The organism is Bradyrhizobium sp. WSM3983 (genome assembly GCF_000473045.1).
Lineage (GTDB): Bacteria > Pseudomonadota > Alphaproteobacteria > Rhizobiales > Xanthobacteraceae > Bradyrhizobium.
Genome location: NZ_AXAY01000044.1, coordinates 36,676 through 56,095, shown reverse-complemented (window position 1 = coordinate 56,095; position 19,420 = coordinate 36,676). Strand labels below are relative to the sequence as shown.

Annotated in this window: 17 protein-coding genes, 1 tRNA gene and 1 pseudogene; 9 read left to right on the top strand and 10 right to left on the bottom strand. The window is 62.5% G+C overall.

Annotation, left to right across the window (positions count from 1 at the left end; translation table 11 throughout):
• Positions 1 to 23: 23 nt before the first annotated feature.
• Positions 24 to 1,697, bottom strand: a complete 1,674-nt coding sequence (locus YUA_RS0137645; protein ID WP_027533615.1) for a DDE-type integrase/transposase/recombinase — start codon at positions 1,695 to 1,697, stop codon at positions 24 to 26.
• 238 nt (positions 1,698 to 1,935) lie between these two features.
• Between YUA_RS0137645 and YUA_RS50650 the strand changes: the two genes are divergently transcribed.
• Together YUA_RS50650 and YUA_RS0137640 are read left to right on the top strand one after the other, a co-directional pair.
• Positions 1,936 to 2,036: transfer RNA gene (locus YUA_RS50650), tRNA-Ser, on the top strand.
• A 713-nt stretch (positions 2,037 to 2,749) separates the two neighbouring features.
• Positions 2,750 to 3,052: a hypothetical protein gene (locus YUA_RS0137640; protein ID WP_156947560.1), complete on the top strand. Its 303-nt coding sequence runs from the start codon at positions 2,750 to 2,752 to the stop codon at positions 3,050 to 3,052.
• 77 nt (positions 3,053 to 3,129) lie between these two features.
• Here YUA_RS0137640 and YUA_RS0137635 read toward each other — a convergent pair whose 3' ends face one another.
• Positions 3,130 to 4,224, bottom strand: a complete 1,095-nt coding sequence (locus YUA_RS0137635; protein ID WP_027535271.1) for a calcium:proton antiporter — start codon at positions 4,222 to 4,224, stop codon at positions 3,130 to 3,132.
• Positions 4,225 to 4,508: 284 nt separating this feature from the next.
• On the opposite strand from YUA_RS0137635, the pseudogene YUA_RS46350 reads away from it, so the two are divergent.
• Together YUA_RS46350 and YUA_RS0137625 are read left to right on the top strand one after the other, a co-directional pair.
• Positions 4,509 to 5,257 (top strand): annotated as a pseudogene (locus tag YUA_RS46350) (carbonic anhydrase).
• Between the two features lie 101 nt (positions 5,258 to 5,358).
• Complete coding sequence (locus YUA_RS0137625; protein WP_245285365.1) at positions 5,359 to 5,574, top strand: hypothetical protein; 216 nt, start codon at positions 5,359 to 5,361, stop codon at positions 5,572 to 5,574.
• Positions 5,575 to 5,658: 84 nt separating this feature from the next.
• On the opposite strand, the gene YUA_RS0137620 is transcribed toward YUA_RS0137625, so the two are convergent.
• From YUA_RS0137620 to YUA_RS46335, 7 genes are all read right to left on the bottom strand, one after another.
• Positions 5,659 to 5,919, bottom strand: coding sequence for a hypothetical protein (locus YUA_RS0137620; protein ID WP_027535269.1), 261 nt, complete (start codon positions 5,917 to 5,919; stop codon positions 5,659 to 5,661).
• A gap of 75 nt (positions 5,920 to 5,994) precedes the next feature.
• The gene (locus YUA_RS0137615) at positions 5,995 to 6,783 is read right to left on the bottom strand and encodes a 3-hydroxybutyrate dehydrogenase (RefSeq protein WP_027535268.1); all 789 of its coding nucleotides are present in this window, start codon (positions 6,781 to 6,783) and stop codon (positions 5,995 to 5,997) included.
• A 37-nt stretch (positions 6,784 to 6,820) separates the two neighbouring features.
• On the bottom strand, positions 6,821 to 7,612 hold the full coding sequence (locus YUA_RS0137610; protein WP_027535267.1) for an acetoacetate decarboxylase: 792 nt from the start codon (positions 7,610 to 7,612) through the stop codon (positions 6,821 to 6,823).
• A gap of 36 nt (positions 7,613 to 7,648) precedes the next feature.
• A complete protein-coding gene (locus tag YUA_RS0137605) occupies positions 7,649 to 8,821 on the bottom strand; it encodes a DUF3734 domain-containing protein (protein WP_027535266.1) in 1,173 nt (390 codons plus the stop codon).
• Positions 8,822 to 9,311: 490 nt separating this feature from the next.
• Positions 9,312 to 9,911 (bottom strand): PepSY domain-containing protein, encoded by a 600-nt coding sequence (locus YUA_RS0137595; RefSeq protein ID WP_027535264.1) that lies wholly within the window; start codon positions 9,909 to 9,911, stop codon positions 9,312 to 9,314.
• Positions 9,912 to 10,567: 656 nt separating this feature from the next.
• The gene (locus tag YUA_RS46340) at positions 10,568 to 10,846 is read right to left on the bottom strand and encodes a hypothetical protein (RefSeq protein WP_156947558.1); all 279 of its coding nucleotides are present in this window, start codon (positions 10,844 to 10,846) and stop codon (positions 10,568 to 10,570) included.
• Between the two features lie 39 nt (positions 10,847 to 10,885).
• Positions 10,886 to 11,092, bottom strand: coding sequence for a hypothetical protein (locus tag YUA_RS46335; protein ID WP_035972767.1), 207 nt, complete (start codon positions 11,090 to 11,092; stop codon positions 10,886 to 10,888).
• Between the two features lie 522 nt (positions 11,093 to 11,614).
• Here YUA_RS46335 and YUA_RS0137575 point away from each other — a divergent pair.
• Positions 11,615 to 11,986, top strand: a complete 372-nt coding sequence (locus YUA_RS0137575; protein WP_245285364.1) for a hypothetical protein — start codon at positions 11,615 to 11,617, stop codon at positions 11,984 to 11,986.
• Positions 11,987 to 12,077: 91 nt separating this feature from the next.
• Here the strand turns inward: YUA_RS0137575 and YUA_RS0137570 are convergent, their stop codons facing one another.
• On the bottom strand, positions 12,078 to 12,740 hold the full coding sequence (locus YUA_RS0137570; RefSeq protein WP_027535262.1) for a TetR/AcrR family transcriptional regulator: 663 nt from the start codon (positions 12,738 to 12,740) through the stop codon (positions 12,078 to 12,080).
• A 248-nt stretch (positions 12,741 to 12,988) separates the two neighbouring features.
• Here YUA_RS0137570 and YUA_RS46330 point away from each other — a divergent pair, with 248 nt between their 5' ends.
• The 4 genes from YUA_RS46330 to YUA_RS0137550 are packed head-to-tail and all read left to right on the top strand — an operon-like array spanning position 12,989 to position 19,087.
• Positions 12,989 to 13,768, top strand: coding sequence for a sensor histidine kinase (locus YUA_RS46330; protein WP_084293124.1), 780 nt, complete (start codon positions 12,989 to 12,991; stop codon positions 13,766 to 13,768).
• A complete protein-coding gene (locus YUA_RS0137560) occupies positions 13,765 to 14,880 on the top strand; it encodes an efflux RND transporter periplasmic adaptor subunit (protein WP_027535261.1) in 1,116 nt (371 codons plus the stop codon). The genes YUA_RS46330 and YUA_RS0137560 overlap by 4 nt, the downstream gene beginning before the upstream one ends.
• On the top strand, positions 14,877 to 15,953 hold the full coding sequence (locus YUA_RS0137555; RefSeq protein ID WP_027535260.1) for an efflux RND transporter periplasmic adaptor subunit: 1,077 nt from the start codon (positions 14,877 to 14,879) through the stop codon (positions 15,951 to 15,953). Before YUA_RS0137560 ends, YUA_RS0137555 begins: the two co-directional genes overlap by 4 nt.
• Complete coding sequence (locus YUA_RS0137550) at positions 15,950 to 19,087, top strand: efflux RND transporter permease subunit (protein WP_027535259.1); 3,138 nt, start codon at positions 15,950 to 15,952, stop codon at positions 19,085 to 19,087. The genes YUA_RS0137555 and YUA_RS0137550 overlap by 4 nt, the downstream gene beginning before the upstream one ends.
• Positions 19,088 to 19,420 lie beyond the last annotated feature (333 nt).

The window sequence follows — 19,420 nt, the reverse complement described above, 5'->3', positions numbered from 1 at the left end:
CCGTATTGCCGCATCAGCAACTGTTACCCTGATGGCACGGATGCGAGGTCGACTGATCGGCCGCGCCAGGTAGCTTTCCCGGCTTGCTCGACGAGAGGGGCTGTGGGCGGGTCGGGCCCTACATAGCCCGAGCCGTCCACAACCCCGGGCGATGGAGCGGCGGTCGGGGCATCCGCAAGCGGCCGCTCCGCGACCAACTGCTCGGCCGTCTTTTGTCTAAGCGCCCTTAGCAGGCGCTGCACGATCGAATGCTGTCTCGCCCCGAACTCCTCGGGGTGAGTCTCGCTCAGCCGACCGACGATTGCGAGCGCCGTCAGTTGCGGCTGCTCCGCGAGCCAGCCCTCGACAGCAGCAATATGCGGGTCGAGCTTGGACGGCATGCGAACCCTGGTTTTATAGGGCCGACGAGTCCGCCGGTGCGTGGCACGCGGCTCGCCGGCGGTCACCCTCTTGCCGAGCGTCTTCGCGAACGTCGCCGCGGTCACCGGCGCGTTGCTCGTGTGAACGGATTGCAGGCCACGCGCCTGTCCGGCACGACGATCGACGCGATTGCCGAGTTCGTCCTGGGTTGCGCGAATCTCGGCCAACAGCGCGACCGGATCGAGCGAGCGATACTGATCGCGCAGCCGTTTCTTCACGGCGGCGGTCACCTTGGGATGCGCTAATGCACGCTCGTAGGGCGTCGATGGGGGATGATAGCGCTTGATCACTTTAGCCCCTTCGCGACGCTTCTCCTTCAGCTTGAACGACGGCTGGAAAAAGTTGACGTAGAGCCGCGCGGCCGCATAGAGGCGGCCCATCACGCGCGCCGTCTCGACGCCATCGAAGCGGCCATAGCCCATGAGGCGGCGGACGACGGCACCATTCTTCTGCTCGACGAATGCTTGATCGTTCTTCTTGTACGCGCGCGAGCGCGTCACTTCGAGCTTCTGTTCGCGACACCATGGCACGACGACATCGTTCATGAAGGCGCTGTCGTTGTCGAAGTCAACGCCGCGCAACAACCAGGGGAACAGGCTCTGTGCGCGGTTGATCGCCTCGACGACCAGCGAACCCTCCCGCGTCAGCAACGGCAGGCACTCCGTCCAGCCAGTGGCGATATCGACCATCGTCAGGGTCTGGATGAACGAGCCGGCCACCGACGTGCCGCCATGGGCGACCATGTCGACCTCGCAGAAGCCGGGCACCGGGCTGTTCCAGTCATTGAACGTGCGGATCGGGACCTCGCGCCGGATTGCCGAATAGAATCCGGCACGGCGCCGCCTGCCGCCGCTCGCCGCAATCTTCACATCGACGAGCAGGCGATCAATGGTGGCGGCGCTGATGGCCAGAACACGATCACGGTCCGCCTGGCCAAGCCGCAATCGGCCATGTTGCTCGAGCGCCGGCAGCAAGGTCGGGACCATCACCTTGAGCCGCTTGCCGCACACCCGATCCGACGCCTCCCACAGCGCCGTCATCGCGTCCTTGATCGTCGTACCATATCTACGTTTACGCTCTTGCGGTTTCTCGGCCTCGCTGGGCCCAACCGTCGTGCGCCGCCGGAGTATGCGCACCGCATGCTTACGATGCCAGCCCGTCGTCGCGCACAGCGCGTCGAGGATCCGTCCCTTTTCCGCCCGCTTGGCCGACTGGTATTGCTCCGTCACCGCTGACACCACTTCGCGCCGCGCGCCCATGCTGATCTTTCCCGCCATAGTGGCCACCGAACCAATTCGGTGGCACCGACCCAATCATGGGCGAGAAGTTTTCCAGTAACATTTTGAATGAGGCAATGCGCCCCAGCGTGCAGAGGCTTTTTCGACGGCTATCCAAATACTTGAGTGATAAGCAACGGGGTCAAGCTTGGAAGCCGATCGCAGGTCAAACGGCGGCCTAATCACAAGGCGATCCAGCGAAGCTTTATGATCGTGCGACGAATGCCCATTTTCGGCCGGATAAGCTCAGTGGTGCGACTGCTAAGTCATTGACTATTCTCAACCCGTCGCTGACTCTTAATCAGCGGGTCCCAGGTTCGAGCCCTGGTGCGCCCACCATAGGAAAATCCTTATTTTTCAAGATCTTCGCGACATGGCGGCCGAGAACTGACCGGGTCTCGTGCAACGTTTTTTGTGGCCCGACGTCACCCGGATTACTGTGCGACTTTTCGTTTGCTTCCGTATTTTCGCCCCGTTCGATAGCGCGCGCAGATGCGATGGTACAGATCGATTACGTGCTCGTCGTAGAATAGGATATTGGCGCGAATAAATTGACCAATCTGTTCTGCCCGTCGCCGGGTACTGGTTGCAGCAGAACCAGAGCCGGATGCTCGAGTCAGGGGTTATTTACTCCCCGCTACCAACCGAACGATTTTCTTAGCCAGGCTACAATCGTTTGTGATTTTGCGCTCCGCACGGGAACGGCAGTCCGCCGGCGCGAACCCGGTTCCTTGCACAAGGTGGGAAAGGTTCGTTTGCAGCGGCGTCGCGCCAAAATGCTGCTCGAATTTTCCCTGGTCATTGGTTTCACCCGTACCTTTACAATCGCGTGAGCGCTCCGGCCTCGCTTATGCTCCGGGCTTGACACGTTACCAATGAGACTGCATATAAATAAACTATACGGTATAGTATAATTAAACAGGAGATCCCCTTGATGTACTCAGCCGCTGGTGCGCTCGCGCTGGATGAGCGCCCCACTTGTGACGATCGGATCAAGAACGATCCCGCATCAGTCGCCGACCTCGCCTCTTTCCCGGGTGCGTGAGATGACAATGAAAGGTTTGATCGGCGCGGCGATGATATCGATGATGTCGATTGTCCCAGCTACAGCTCAAATGCCGCCGGAGATGCCGCCGGATGGACCCATGCTGGAGATGGTGGCGGGCATGGTCATTCAAAAATACAAATCGTCCAGCTGCGACGATCTGAAGGCAAAAAAGGACGAGCCGCCGGCGGAGATCGTCGCAGCAGCGGTTGGCTTCCTGAGGAGCAATCCTTCCCTGCGGGTCAAGTTCATCAACAAGGTTGCGGCCCCGGTCGCCAACAAGATGTTCGACTGCGGGGTGATCCCCTGAACGGTCCCGCCGGTTTCCTTCTCCGCCGGGGTTGCCTCCGCAACCCCGGCGCAGTGGCGAGCTGCTCGCCATACGGCTTACGGGACGAAAACCAGGAACAAAAACACGGTAAAGACCATCATGTGAACCAGTCCGAACAGGATGTTGGTTCGTCCGGTGCCGAAGGTCAGTGCGCTCAGCGCAAAAGTCAGCACCAGCTCTACGATGTTCTGCTGCGGCAGTCCGAGGACAAGCTGCTTGTCGAGCACGCAGGCCGCGATCGCCACCGCAGGAACGGTCAGTCCGATGGTTGCGAGTGAAGAGCCGAGCGCGAGATTGATGCTCTTCTGCAGATTGTCCCTGCGGGCTGCCGAAATCGCGGAGACGCTTTCCGGAAGCAGAATCAGCATTGCGACGACCACGCCGGCGAAGGCGGGCGGGGCGCCGATTGCGGCGCTGGTGGCCTCGACTACAAGTGAGAATTTCTTTGACAGCAGCACGACGGCGAGGAGGGACACCAGCAGGAGCAGGCCGCTCAACGCCAGCCTCCCGCTCGAAATCGTTGCGCCGTTACCGCCCTGATCAGCCCTGTTCACAAAATAGTCCCGATGCCGGACGGTCTGAATGTAGACGAAGACGCCGTACAGCAGCAGGGTGACCACGCTTGCGAATTCCAGCTGAGCCTCTGAAAAGACCGGACCCGGCGCGGTCAGGGTGTAATTCGGCAGAATGAGCGTGATCGTCGCGATCGTGAACAGCACGCTGAGATAGAGACTGGCGCCGGAGACCTGGACGTCCTGTTCCTTATAATGCAGGCCGCCAATGAAGATGCAGAGGCCGACCAGACCGTTGCAAACGATCATCACGACGGCAAACACGGTATCGCGCGCCAGCGTCGGCACTTCACGGTGGCCCAGCATCATGGTTGCGATCAGCGCCACCTCGATGATGGTCACCGCCAGCGTGAGCAGGAGCGTGCCGAATGGTTCGCCAATCCGGTGCGCGATCACTTCCGCGTGGTGCACGGCGGCGAACACAGTGCCGAACAGGACGACCAGGAGCACCAGCGCGAACAGGACGGCGATCGAGGATGCCGCAAATTCATAATGTGTGGCGACGATCCCTGCGTAGAGCAGGGCAGCAAGAGCGGGAAATATCCACGTCGATCTCGGAATTGATCCGTGCGCGCTCATGAACTGGCAAACCTGCTGAAACATGCGTCCGCCTGAGCAAACATCCACGCACCCTCAAATCATTCACCACGAGAATCCATTGAGCGAGCGTACGAAGCAATAGCTGCAGCGAAGAGTGTACTAAGCGTTGGCTTAGTGCGGCGCGTCGGCGGTAGAATTTGCTTCGCAGGCAGCTCCGCTACAGTCCCGCAAGCGCTGATGCGCGCAATCGACAGCAATTGATGACCGCAGGAGCAGTCAGGATGCAGACGAGCGAGGATCACGAGCGCGATGTGAGTGCGGCCATGCCGCGTCGTCAGGCACTCAGGCTGTTGACCGGCCTGGCGCTGTGTCCGCTGTGTGCCACCACCGGGTTCGCGGCGGAAAGTAGTTGGAGCTACGAAGAAGCAGCAGGCCCTGAGAAATGGGGCGGCCTCGACCCGGCATCTGCGGTGTGCTCGGCTGGCGACCAGCAGTCTCCCATTGATATTACCGCTCCGGTCATAAGCCGAAAAGAATCATTGAAGATCAGCTGGAGCAAGCGCCCGTCGCGATCGTCAACAACGGCCACACCATTCAGCTCAACTACACCGCAGGCGACACGCTTCACCTGGGCGACGACGAATACGTGCTGAAGCAGCTCCACTTTCATCATCCAAGCGAGCATCTTGTCGACGGCAAGCGGTTTGCCATGGAAGCACATTTCGTTCATGCCGGTAGCGACGGGCTCGCCGTGATCGGGGTGCTCCTGGTTGCTGGTAAGGCAAACGATACTTTCACGAAAATCGTCGCGACGATGCCGCCGGAAAAAGGTTCCCCAATCGCAATTGATCCTGCGATTGATCCCCTACGCCTAATGCCGGCCCGGCGTGCGTTTTATCATTACAAGGGATCGCTAACGACGCCGCCGTGCAGTGAGACAGTGGACTGGATCGTGCTCGCGCGCCCGGTCGAAGTCGACGAACGCGACATCGCGCGCTTCGCCAAACTGTACCCGATGAACGCACGTCCGGTGCAGAGTCGGGATCGCCGGTTCATCCTCTCATCCGAGTGAGGCTGAACGGACATGCCGCGCCCGGAGGTCACGAGCTGTTTATTCCCGATGTCACTGCTAACGAATTTGAAGCTGAGGCTTGAATCGCAAACAAAGGGCCTGTGGTCACGATCAAAATCATTGCCGTGCTGTGCAATCTGGCCTCTCCGGCAAACTGCCACGAGCAGATCGTCACCACCTCCGACTTCGCCGATATCTCGATGCAGTCCTGCCTGATGGGAGCACCCCAGCTCGCCGAATGGATGAAACAACATCCGGCCGAACGCCTCGCGGCATGGCGCTGCGTGCTCGGCAGCCAGGACAAAAGGGGAGCCTAGGCCGTAGGGAAGGAGCCAGACCGCGGCGGCCGGCGCTCAAGCAGCGGTATGTGCATGGAGCGTTGACGTCGCGCGAAGAGCGGGTTACTTCGACTTCGCCTGCTTCCGGCTGCGCGGCGGGCAACCCATGTCGAGCGCGGAGTAGAACTCGCGCGGCTCCTGCAGCCGGGCGTCAAGCGGCAACACATCCTCGTTGAACGTGTCCTCGCACCGGCGCAGAGCGTCGGCCAGGTTTTCATCTCCGCCGAGATCGAGCGGCTTTGCCGTAGCATCGCGCGGTGCGTGGCCGTGCTCGCCAAAGCCGGTGCTCCTGGTTTTGTCGGAAGAAGTTTCGATAAATGACATGGTATGCAATCCGCGTGTGAGCCCCTGCCGTGATTCCGCCTTCCGGCCTGGGAAAGACCTGAGATCGACCGCGGCCTAGGTTGCCGTCCAGCCTCCGTCGATCGGGAGATTGGCACCGGTGATCTGTGCGGCGTCGTTGCTGCACAGGAACAGTGCGAGCGCGGCCGCCTGCTCCGAGGTGACGAACTCCTTGGTGGGCTGGGCCGCGAGCAGGACCTCGCTGATGACCTCATCCCGCCTCATGTGTCGCGCTGCCATCGTATTCGGGATCTGCTTCTCCACCAGCGGCGTCCAGACGTAGCCCGGGCTGATGCAGTTGCAGGTGATCTTCGATCTGGCGAATTCCAGCGCCACGGTTTTGGTGAGACCGGCGATGCCGTGCTTGGCCGCGACATAGGCCGACTTGAACGGGGAGGCGACCAGCGAATGCGCCGAGGCCGTCGTGATGATGCGTCCCCAGCCGCGTCGCTTCATGCCGGGCGCGGCCGCACGAATGGCATGGAAGGCGGAGGAGAGGTTGATCGCGATGATCGCATCCCATTTCTCGACCGGGAATTCCTCGATTGGCGACACGTGCTGGATGCCGGCGTTGTTGACGAGGACGTCGACGCTGCCGAAGGTCTTCTCCCCGAGCGCGATGAGCTCGGAAATTTCCTTGGGCTTGGCCATATCGGCGGGCGAGTAGACGGCCTTCACCCCGAAATTGCTCTCGATCGCAGCGCGCTCGCTTTCGACTTCCGCCGGCGCACCCATTCCGTTGAGCACGATGTTGGCGCCTGCGCCTGCAAACGCACGCGCACACGCCAAGCCTATGCCGCTGGTCGAGCCGGTCACGACGGCCGTCTTACCGTTCAAAATACCCATCATATTCACCTGTTTGGTTTCTGACGCACGAGATCGATCACGTCACCAGGATTCTCTCGGTGGCCCTGAGCGAACGCCGGAGCGGCTGTTGCAGATAGTCGTGGACCACCCGGCCGAGACCGAGCGTCAGGTCTGTCCGGATATGGATCGCGGAGACGATCTCCAGAACCGGCAGCTCGGCGACGGGCGCCAAGGCGTGGGGCGTCAAGGACAGTGCCGCGGGCCCGCTCCAGGCGCCCTTCAGCACGATGTCCTCGAGGCGGTATTCGACCAGCTCGCAGATCCGCGGACTGCCATCGACGTGCGGAATGATCTTGAGCAGGAAGTTCGGTTCCTTGAGAGCGGCCTCGACCTCTCCGAGGTCGGCCTCGCGATGCTTGTAGCCCATCGTGCCCGTTGCAACCCGCAGCGGGCCGTAGTCGAGGGTGCCGATGAGCGTGTCGATCTCGGTCCGCAATGCCGGCTGACCGAACTTTTTCGGGAAGCCCCAAAGCTCGCGTCCCCCCGCAATGGGCCCGTCGTCGTTGAGGAACATGCAGTGATTGTAGCCGCCCTTGCGCCCGTGGAAGGTCACCGGGATGACCTGGCCGCTCTCGGTGTAGTCGCCAAAGCCACTGGAGTCCGGCATGCGAATGAATTCATACTTCACGAATGCCTCGCGCTCGTCGATCTCCAGCGGTTCAGGCACCACGGCGCGCAGCCTTGCCGGATCGGTGCGATACGTGATGATCAGGTATTCGCGGTTCACGAACCGATACGGTCCCGGCGGATAGGCCGGGCTGGTAAGCGGCATTGCAAACGCCTGCTTGACGACCTCACTCTCACGCATTCGCCTTCTCCATGCGGTCCACAATCATGTGCCTGGTCACTCGCGGCCATCCTGTTCAAGATCGAACGTGAAGACGCCGTCCGGCGTGGTGGGGCGAGCGAGCACCTCGGGATGGCGCAGCGTGCGTAGCGCATCGTGATAGCCGGCGCGCCAATGGTCTTGCATCGAAGGACGCGAAAATTCGTAGTCCTTGGAGGGACCTTCGTGGCTGCGCGCGCGATAGATCAACTGAACGATGTTATAGACGCTGTGAGAAGCAGCCGTGCTGAGCAGCTTTACATCCTCGTGCTGGCTGAGGTCCTCAGGGAGGCGGTTGAGCAAAGCGGCAAGCGCGTGGCGCAGACGCTGCACGTGCTTGAACTGATCGGTATTTGCCCGCGTGCGGCTCGAGAATTGAATCTCCTTGTGGCGCGTAGCGACCTCGGCAATGTTGCGCGGAAGCTGACCGCGCGCGTTCCAGAGATCGACCTGAAACGCAAGCATGTCCTTGGGAGCGCTCCCCTCGAGCACCCACTGGAGCGGCGTATTGGACACCAGGCCACCGTCCCAGTAGTGCTCGCCGTCGATCTCCACGGCGGCAAAGCCCGGCGGCAGCGCGCCGCTCGCCATGACATGCTCCGGCTGGATCCTGTGCGTAGTATTGTCAAAATAGACGAAATTGCCGGTTCTGACGTTGACCGCACCCGCGCTGAAGCGCGTCATGCCGGCGTTAAGGCGATCGAAATCGACCAGACGCTCCAGGGTGCTCTTCAGCGCGCGGGTGTCGTAGAAGCTGGTGGCCTCGATCTTCCCGCCGGCTTGCAGCCAGGGCAGCGTCGGGCGTGCCGAAAAAAATCCGGTTGCGCCGCAGGCCAGCGCAAAGCTCGCGCTGATCTGGTTGAGCAGATTGCGAGTCTCATCGCCTTGAAACGAATCCAACAGGGAGGCGCCGGGCCAATGCCAGGGCCCGTGCGAGGTCACCTCGTTCCAAAAATCACGCAGCCGGTCGACGCGCGCCTCGGGCGGATTGCCTGCGATGATGGCCGCGTTGATCGCGCCGATCGAGATGCCGGCGACCCAATCCGGATGAATGTCGGCCTCGGAGAGAGCCTGGTAGACGCCGGCCTGGTAAGCGCCCAGAGCGCCGCCGCCCTGCAGGAGCAAGGCGATGCAATCAAATGGTAGCCGGCGTTGCGCGGTAGTGAGGTTTGCTCTGGGCTGGAAGTTCATGAGTTGGCCTGCTGTTGGTTTTTTGTGGTGACCTGAGGCGGATGTTCTAGGCTGATCGGCGCGTAGAGAGTGGATGGCCCGACGAGCCGAGCGAGAGCGGGCGGTGCCCGTCGGCCAGACTGGTGCGGGTCACTGCATGCGGGACCGCGCTCCGGGGCTGCTTTTTGCCGGCTGCGGCCTCCGCTGCTCTGCTGTGGTGCTGCGGCTGCCGAACGACTGAGCTGCAACCAAGATTGCCATGATGCGTGTGGCGAGTGGTGAGGCCGTGCAGCGCATGGCCGTGGCTCGTGCCCGGAAGCAAGCTCGCGCCCGCGAGCACAGCCGCCAGCAGGAAGGTGATGCAAGCGATGCGTGGCTCGGGTCTAAGTTTACGTCGACGGGTCAGCATCGTTCAGCCTTAAAGAAACTATACGGTGTATTTTTTATCTAGTGAAGTCCGCCGCATCAGGCAATTCACAAGATCGTGCCTGAGCCCCCGACCATGAGGCCGCTACTGATGGATCGCCCCCTCAGTGGCGAGTTTGGGCGGCTCGAGCATGACCTCTTTCAAGCGGTCGCCGTTGGCGATGACGACCACGAAATTGAGTTTGCCATCCTGCTTCATCAGACCGCCGGCAAGCGCGCTTCCGGCCGCGGCCTTCTCGGCAACGCGCACCGCATCAGACAACCGTTGCTTGATCCATTTCAGGGCGATGATATTGGCCAGATCGCCTCGATCGAGCTCCTTCAGCGACGATGTCGTTTCCTTCTGAAGCACGCGCCCGGTGTTCGCATCGATGACGTTTTCCCAAATTCGTTCATTCTTCACCGTCCGCACGCGATAGACGGGCGGACCCGATATTTCGAAGCTGATGTCCGCGGTCCGCGAACCGTCGTGTAAACGCTCCGCGGTAGCCATCGCCTCGGTCAGCGATATCTGTATGGCGCGAAATTGCTCGAGCATGCGGCGAAGCGCTGCATCCTCGGCATCGTGCTGATCGGCTGCACCTAGACTTGCGGCGTCCAAAGGTGGCGGCGTGGCAGCAGCGACGTCGGCGGCGGCAAGCGTGGCGGAGCAAAGCATGATGGCAAATAGCCGCTTCTTCGTCATCGGGTATCCTGCGCTTCTGTGAAGGGGGGCTTCGTTCGCCGGGGCTGCATAAACGCGTATCGGCAAGAGCCGTGCTGATGGCCCGGGGAATCGCACGACCCAAGATCAGTATCGAGAGCTGGATGCCGAGCAGGTTGCCGGCTCCATCTCCGGTCCTGGGCAAACCTGCGCTGCGGTTCCGATTTGACGACGCGGTGCCTTTTGCCCGGACCAGCCTCATCGCGAACGGCCGGTTCAAGCTGCGCCAAGCTCTCGCGAGCAGGGGAGTGGGTTTGGGGCAATGTTACGGGGCTACCCTCAGCCTCGTCGAGTTGCTCAGAGACTGACGGAGGCGGCTGCTGTGCTGCGTTTGCTAACTCGGAGCTCGGCAACTGCCAGCTGCTCGAGGCGATCTCGTCCGGGGGCACCGGGGTCGGGGCGGCCCTGTTGGTATCGATGACAACCATTTCCGGCGGCTTCATCTCGGAGAGGATCCGGATCTGCGGGCGCACAGAATGCGATTCATCAGATCGGATCGGCGCGGGCGCGGGCAGCACCCAGTCGGCGGCGAGCAGCAGCAACAGCAACGCTCCTCCAACCGACAGGAAATAGCCGCGCAGGGGAATTGCGGATTCGGCCGAGCTGCTCGCGCGCATTTGATAGAGCAAATTTCCTGCTCACGGCACTCGGCTCCTGAGGATAAAATCAGTTCGTCTCATGGTCAGATGCCCCAGGCGCGCTGATGCGCGCGCGAGTTCGCTGTCGAGATAGCCGCGCTCGTCGAGCCATTCGCTTGGGCAATACGCCGTCCGCTCCGGATCGATCTCGAACCCGTCACGCTTGAGGGCCGATCGCGTGCCCGTGAGACCGGTCCACACAACGTGTCCGGCGGGCGGATCCAGACGCATCACGTCGAATACTTCGACAAGGGGCAGAACTTCAGGAGATCTGGTCATGACGTGATGCTGTCCCGAGCAAGGTGAAACGAGTTGCGGTCATCGGGCGGCGCTCCGCCCGGCTCGAGACGCGATCGGCACGATCTGCCTATCGAAATGAGCATGGATCCAGGCTAGCAACGAAACGGTAATGCCGAGCGCCAATGCGATGCCCATCAGAGACAAGGCGACGACGAGATTGAGTGAGGCGAGCGCAAGCGCCGGCCAGGGGTTTTCCTTTGCGAGCGTCAGCAAGAACGTTGACATTGTCAGTTTCCGAAATATACTACACCGTATAGTTCATATACAGCGCACATCGACGCCCTTGTCAAGCAGGGAGATCATGCTTGTAGTTGCGCTCCGGATGCGGAGTTCAGAGGGCTAGGACCGGGACATGTCCGCCATGCATCACCGCAATCGGTCGCAGCCAAGTGTGCTTTTCACCAGGGCCGGCTCCTCCGGAATCTCCGGGGGCTGACAGTTCTTGCAAAAAGGGGAGCGACTGCCTCCCTAAGAAACGCCTCGTTGGACTGATGTCACTTCGGCGTAGTGCCGTTCACCACGGCAACACGGCTCCGACCGGGACCTGCTCTGCAGCAGCAAAACCATCCCAAGGATCGTCGTGCGGAACAGGGTTGCGTTGACACGCTCAATCCTCTACTATATATACTATACCGTATAGTTTAAGCCATCTATCAGCGCAATGAGTGGGGTCATCACGTGAGCACAATGTACGTTCCCGCCCTGGCAGCGTTCGGAGGTTCGGCTTTCGGCGCGGTCTCGAGCATCGTGAGCGGATGGGCCGCCCAGCGCCGCAAGAAGCGCGAGCGTCATCACCTCCGCTCCTTCTCCAGCCGCGAAAGCCTCTACCGAAGCTTCGTCGAGGAAGCATCCCGGCTCTACGCCGACGCGCTGGTCAGGAACGAATCCGAGATTTCCGAACTGGTCAGGTTGCATGCGCTGATTGGGCGAATGAGGATCGTTTCGAGCAACGACGTGGTCGCCGCCGCCGAGAGGACCGGGCGCCTGATCATCGAGACCTACTTGGCGCCCAACCCGACATTTGCCGAACTGGCCGCGTCCCTGGACAAGGAAATAGACCCTTTGCGCGACTTCGGCGAAGCCTGTCGCCGGGAATTGCTGAGCCTTCCGTCGCGCTGACGAGATCTCGCGGCCGACAACATTGCTTTGATATTGCTTTGGAAGCTGCCGGGTGGCGCTTTAAGCGCCACCCGAACGAGTACCGAGGCCGCTAGTGCGGCCAGTCCGCCTCGCAGGCCGCCAGGAAGAAGCCGACCCGTTCCCGCATGAAGGTCGGCAACTCCTTTTTCAGATCCTTCGGCGTCTCCCCGAGCAGGGATCGAAACAGCATCGGCAGCAGGATCAGATCCAGGAAGATCTGAGCGGTTGCCAGGCTCCGCTTGTCGCCAAACGGTCCCTTGGGCGTGCGCGCGAGCTTCTGGGTCGCCTCACTCAAAAGCCGGGAAACGGCCTTCACTGAACGATCGCGCCCTGCATCCCCGACATTTCGGCTCAACTCCGGAAATCGGTCCGCCTCGGCAATCGTGGCGCGCACCATGCCCAGGGACTCCTCGATGAAGTTCTCGACGATTGTCGCCCCAAGGCTCATCAGCTTGTCCTGGATCGTGCGGCCCTCGGGCGTGAACCCTTCGAACCGCGTCAATCCGTTGATCTTGCGCGATACCACGGCGGCGAACAACGCCTCCTTGCCGGGGAAGTGGGCATAGATGGTGGGCTTGCTTGCCGGCGCCATCTCAGAAATCTCGTCGATGCTTGCGCTCCGGTAGCCGTTCTGAAGAAACAGGTGCTCGGCGGCATCGAGGATCCGCGTCTGGACATCTCCGGCCAGATCCTTGGGCGGTCTGCCCCGTTTCGGGCTCTTCTTCTTCATCATCGTCGACCTCCGATCACGAGTCTGTGCGTGTCCAATTCCTGCTTGACACGGCTCTCCAGGAAAGGCAAGAAAAAGAAAATATACGTTATAGTGTAATTCATCGAGCGATGATGAGCAAAGGTGTACTCGACCGTCGCCCGGCAGACGTCTACCCGCAGGGCCAGAGGCGCGAGGGGCCGCGATCGACGGCCGAAACCAGGCGGAGGCCGGCCCGGCTATCCGCACCGATTCAGGAGGTTGTCGTGACGATGCTCAGCCCGGATTCGCCGCCAATCGAGGAAGGCGTGCTGCTGCGCGAACTGCATCACAGGGTCAACAACGGCGTCGCGGCGGCGATCGACCTGGTCTCGGCTGCGGCCGTTCGGGCGGAGGGGACGGAAGCCAAGGCGGCCCTGAGCGACGTGGTCGAGCTGCTGCAAGGACATGCCGAGCTGCATCGGGCGCTGGCAATGCCGGAGGGCAAGGCCCTCATCGACGCCGCAAACTACCTCCGCAAATTGGGCTCCGGGATGCGCCGTTCATGGCTGGATCGAATGAACATCCGGCTGGCATTCGCCACGGAATCAATCCCCCTTCAGTCGCAGCGCTGCTGGCGGCTCGGCTTGATCGCCCACGAACTCGTCACCAACGCCGCCAAGCACGCCTGCTTCGATACGCGGGCGGGCGCGATCAGGATCAAGCTGTCGCGCATCGGCGCGCTTGTGAACTGCGTCGTGTTGGATAACGGTTCGCGCGCGGCAAGGGACGTCTCGGCGCGCGAGCTGCGCATCAGCAATGATCTCGCCAAGGCGCTCGGCGGCCGGGTCGAGCACGGTTTTGGCGCCGAGTTCACCTCCGTCGTGCTGTCGTTTCCGCTGACCGAACGCGAACGGCAGGCGAACCGGGCGATGGCGACGCGCCGGCTGCGGTCGCCGCGCCGGCCAACAGTCCGGGCCCTGCACGAAGCCGAATTGCCCTCCCGCTACCAGGGCGGCGCGGATGCGCTGGGCGACCTGTTGTCCCCCTCCCACCGCATGGACGCGCAATGAAACCTTCTTTGAACCCGGTTCGAACCAAGCGGCCGCGCAACGCTCTCGGCGGCATCGCGGCTTTGCTTGCCGCGGCTGCGCTCGGCGGATGCAACGATCACACCGCCGCCCCAGCAGCGCGCGCCGCTTTCGTGCGCACGGAGGTCGTCCAACCGCGGGATCGACAAGCCTCCGTGACGTTGACCGGAGAGGTCCAGGCCCGCTTCAGCGCCAATCTTTCGTTTCGTGTCGCCGGTCGCGTAATCGCGCGCAAGGTGGAAGTCGGCGATCACGTCAATGCCGGCGACGTCCTGGCGCTGCTCGATCCTGCCGAACAACTGGCCGACCTCGATGCTGGAACCGCAGCAGTCGCTTCCGCGGAAGCTCAGCTGCGCGTGGCACAGGCAACCTACGATCGGCAGAAGTCGCTGATGACGAGCGGCTTCACCACCCGCTCGGTTTATGACCAAGCCCAGGAAGGGCTGCGAACTGCTGAAGGTGCGCTGGAAGCAGCAAGGGCTCAGCTCGGAACTGCGAAAGATGCCCTTGGCTACACCAAGCTACGTGCCGAGGCGGCGGGCGTCATCACTGCGCGCAACGTCGAAGCCGGGCAGGTCGTGCAGGCTGCGCAGTCCGTGTTCACGCTCGCCCAGGATGGCGAACGCGACGCCGTCTTCTACGTCTACGAGTCCATCTTCTTTGGCAACACAGATCCTGGCCGCGTCTCGCTGATGCTGGTCTCCGACCCCCGCATGACGGCGATCGGACGTGTCAGGGAAGTGTCGCCGGTGGTCGACCCGAAGAGCTCGACCATCCGGGTGAAAGTGGCGATCGAGAATCCGCCGCCTGCAATGACGCTTGGCAGCGCCGTCTCGGGAACGGTGAAAGGGAAGGAGCAGGAGCAGATCGCCGTGCCCTGGGGCGCCTTGATGGCGGCTGGCAACAAGCCGGCGGTCTGGACTGTTGATCCGGCGACCAGGACCGTCTCGCTGACGCCGATCACGGTTTCCGCCTACGAGGCCCGAGAGGTGCTGGTCAAGGCAGGCCTTCAGCCCGGCGAACGCGTCGTGATCGACGGCGGCAAGCTCCTCAGCATCGGGCAGCACGTCACCTTTGAGGGAGACCGGTCATGACCAAACGCGCTTTGCTCGCAGCTGGCACGCTTGCCGCGGCGCTTATTCTCGCTGGCTGTGAGAAGGAGGCGAAGGCGCCGGAGCCTGTCAGGCCCGTGCTGTCGATGGTGCTCGCACCGAACCAATCGAACGGTGGCCTCATGGTCGGCGTTGTCGAGCCCCGTTACAAGACCGATCTTTCCTTCCGCGTCCTCGGACGCCTGACCTCGCGTCCGTTCTATGTCGGCGACCTCGTCAGTGCAGGGCAGACCGTCGCCACGATCGATGCCACAGCGCTCGAGCTGGCCGTGCGCGCCTCCAAGGCGAGCCTCGCGCAGGCCGAAGCGCAGCTTGCCACGACGCTATCGACCGAGGAGCGGCAGCGAAAGCTCATTGTCACCGATGCCACCACAAAGCAGACCGTGGACAATGCCGAGCAGGCCCGTGCCGGGGCGGAGGCCTCGGTTGCGAGCGCGCAGGCAAACCTGACCAAAGCCAAGGAGCAACTGAGCTACGCCCAGCTCAAGACCGATTTCGCCGGCGTGGTCACGGCGGTGAGCGCCGACGTCGGACAGGTGGTCTCGCCTGGCCAGAACGTCCTGACGATCGCAAGGCCGGATATCAGGGAGGCAGTCGTTGATATCGGCGAGGATTTTCCGGCTCCGCTGCAGGTCGGCATGCCATTTACGGTCGCCTCGCAACTGCTTCCTTCCGTTCAGGTCGAGGGCAAGATACGCGAGATCGCACCTCAAGCCGACGCGGTCACCCGGTTGCGGCGAGTCCGCATCGCGCTCACGAACCCGCCTGAAGGCTTTCGCCTTGGCTCGACCGTCACGGTGAAGCCCGGCAGTGCGCTCGCCTCCAATCTGCGGGTACCTGCCTCGGCGGTGCTCGCCCAGGACGGCGCGAACTTTCTGTGGGTCGTCGATCAGCCTGCCGACACCGTGTCGCTGCACAAGGTCGATCTCGCCGTCGATCCGGCTGGCGCACGCATTACCGGCGGAGTCGATGCCGGTGCGCGCATCGTCACCGCCGGCGTCCACAGCCTCAAGCAGGGCCAAAAGGTCCGCACCGAACAGGATCAGCAGCCATGAAGTCGTTCAATCTTTCCGACTGGGCGCTCCACCATCGCTCCCTCGTCTGGTATTTCATGATCGCCTTCATGGCGGCAGGCCTTTTTTCCTACCTTCAGCTCGGCCGCCAGGAAGATCCCGACTTCACCATCAAGACGATGGTGATCGCGGCGCAATGGCCGGGCGCCTCGCCGGAGGAGATGACGCGCCAAGTCACGGACCGGATCGAGAAGAAGCTCGAGGAGCTGGAATCGCTCGACTACACCAAGAGCGTGACGGTCGCGGGCCAGACCACCGTCTATGTCTATCTGCGCGACAGCACGAAGGCCGCTGACGTGAAGCCGACCTGGATTCGCGTCCGCAACATGATCGCGGATATCAAGGGCGATTTCCCGCAAGGCGTGCTCGGGCCGGTCTTCAACGATCGCTTCGGCGACGTCTTCGGCAACATCTATGCCTTCACCAGCGACGGCTTGAGCCAGCGGCAGTTGCGCGACGAGGTCGAGGACATCCGCGCCAGGGTGTTGACCGTTCCGGGCGCCGGCAAGGTCGACATTCTCGGCGCGCAGGACGAGGTGATCTATCTCGAATTCTCCACCCGCAAGATCGCTGCCCTCGGCCTCGACGTTCATGCGATCATGAACTCCCTGCAAGCGCAGAACGCAGTTGCGGCTTCCGGCGTATTCCAGGAGGGCCCGGAGCGGATCAGTGTCCGCGTCAGTGGCCAGTTCACGTCGGAGGCGAGCCTCAAGGCGGTCAATCTTCGCATCAACGACCGCTTCTTCCCGCTGACCGACGTCGCCACCATCACGCGTGGTTACGTCGACCCGCCGCAATCGCTGTTCAGGTATAACGGCCAGCCCGCGATCGCGCTCGCCATCGGCATGAAGTCGGGCGCAAACCTGCTGCACTTCGGCGAGGCGCTCCAGGAGGAGATGAGAAAGATCACGGCCGATCTGCCGATCGGCGTGGGCGTCCACAAGGTCGCCGATCAGCCGGTCGTCGTCGAGGAAGCGGTCCATGGCTTCACCAAGGCGTTGTTCGAAGCCGTGGTGATCGTTCTCGCCATCAGCTTTATCAGCCTGGGTGTGCGCGCGGGGCTCGTGGTGGCGATCGCTATCCCACTCGTGCTGGCCATCACCTTCGTCGTGATGGAATATGCCGGGATTTCGCTGCAGCGCATCTCGCTTGGCGCCTTGATTATCGCGCTCGGCCTGTTGGTCGACGACGCCATGATCGCTGTCGAGATGATGGTGGCGCGGCTCGAAGCCGGCGATCCGCTGGAGAAGGCGGCAACCTACGTCTATACCTCGACCGCCTTCCCGATGCTCACCGGCACGCTGGTCACGGTTGCCGGCTTCATCCCGATCGGGCTCAACAGCAGCAGCGCCGGTGAGTTCACCTTCACGCTCTTCGTGGTGATCGCGGTCTCATTGATCGTATCGTGGATCGTGGCCGTGCTGTTCACGCCGCTGCTCGGCGTCACCATGCTGCCTGCGAAGGTGAAGGGGCATCATGAGCAGAAGGGGCGCATCGGGCAGATGTTTGCGCGCCTGCTCCTGTTCTGCATGAACCACCGCTGGAGCACGATTGCGGTCACGGTTGCGGCGTTCCTGCTGGCGGTGTTCGGCATGCAATTCGTACAGCAGCAGTTCTTCCCGTCATCTGACCGCGCCGAGCTGGTGGTCGACTGGAGCCTACCGCAGAACGCATCGATTGCCGATACCAATGCGCAGATGGCGCGCTTCGAGCGCGAACAGCTCCAGGGCAATGATTCGGTCGAGCATTGGTCGAGCTATGTCGGGACGGCGGCGCCGCGCTTCGTGCTGTCATTCGACGTGCAGCCCTCAAATGCTTGGTTCGGTCAGCAGGTGATCGTGACCAAGGGCGGCATTGCGGCGCGCGACAAGGTCAAGGCACAATTTGAGGACTATCTGAAGAAGACGTTCCCCGGAACGGACACTTACGTCAAGCTGCTGGAGGTCGGGCCGCCGGTCGGCCGTCCCGTGCAGTATCGCCTGAGCGGCCCGGACCTCGCCAAGGTCAGGGAGCTCTCCCAGAAGCTCGCCGGCGTCGTTCGAAGCAGCCCCGATCTCGGCAACGTCGTGTTCGACTGGATGGAGCCCGCACGTGTCGTCAAGGTCGATGTGCTCCAGGACAAGGCGCGCCAGCTCGGCGTGACGTCGGAAGACATCGCCAGCGCCTTGAATTCGGTGCTCGCCGGCTCCTCGATCACCCAGATCCGTGACAGCATCTATCTCGTCAACGTCATGGCGCGCGCCACGGCGGCCGAACGTGCCTCGATCGATACGCTGCGCGATCTCCAACTGCCCGGAGCCAGCGGCCAGTCTGTGCCGCTCGGCGCCGTAGCCAATCTCCGCTACGAGCTCGAGCAGCCGACGATCTGGCGGCGCGCACGGATTCCTACTGTTACGCTCAAGGCAGGCGTCACCACCAACGCCCAGCCGAAGACGATCGTTGATTCACTCGCGCCGAAAGTGGCTGAGTTCACCAAGGAGCTGCCTGCGGGATACACGCTGAAGATCGGCGGCTCCGTGGAGGAGAGTGCCAAGAGCCAGGCGCCGATCGTGGCCGTCGTTCCGCTGATGCTGTTCGTCATGGCGACGGTGCTGATGCTCCAGCTGCAGAGCTTCTCCAAGTTGTTCCTGGTGTTTGCGGTCGCTCCGCTCGCCGTGATCGGCGTGGTCATGGCGATGCTGCCGAGCGGCGCGCCGTTGGGCTTCGTCGCCATCCTCGGCGTGCTGGCACTGATCGGCATCCTGGTCCGCAACTCGGTGATCCTCATCGTGCAGATCGAGGAATTGGAGCGGGAGGGACGGCCGGCCTGGGAGGCCGTGGTCGAGGCGACTGAACACCGCATGCGGCCGATCCTGCTGACCGCGGCTGCCGCCAGCCTCGCGTTGATCCCGATCGCGCGCGAGATCTTCTGGGGCCCGATGGCCTACGCAATGATGGGCGGCATCATCGTCGGCACGCTGCTGACGCTGCTGTTCCTGCCGGCGCTCTATGTGGCCTGGTTCCGAATCTATCCTGCTCCGAGCAATCAGCCGCCCGCGCACGGGACGGCGGCTCCCGTGGCCGACGATCTTCCGCCGGCACTGAGCCCGGCGCCGGTCCCCGAACCGCAATTCTAGCAAAGGAAAACACGATGTCCCGGAAAACCCTTTTGGCGCTATCCGCCAGCGTCACGCTCGCAACACTTTCATTGCTGCCAGGTGCTGCGTTCGCGCAATTTCCGCCTCCTCCGATGGGCGGGCCTCCTCCGATGGGCGCGGGCGGCCCTCCGCCCATGGCCGGCGGAGGTCCTCCGGCGTTCGCAGGTCGTCCTCCCATGGGACCCGGTGGCGGGCCTCGTGCCGGCCTTGGCGGCCCGGGTCCTCGCCTGGGCGCGGGCGGCCCCCGCGGCAATCCCGGCGCGTATGCTGGTGCGCGTGGCGGTGGCCGCGGCCCGGCAGTTGCAAGCTCAG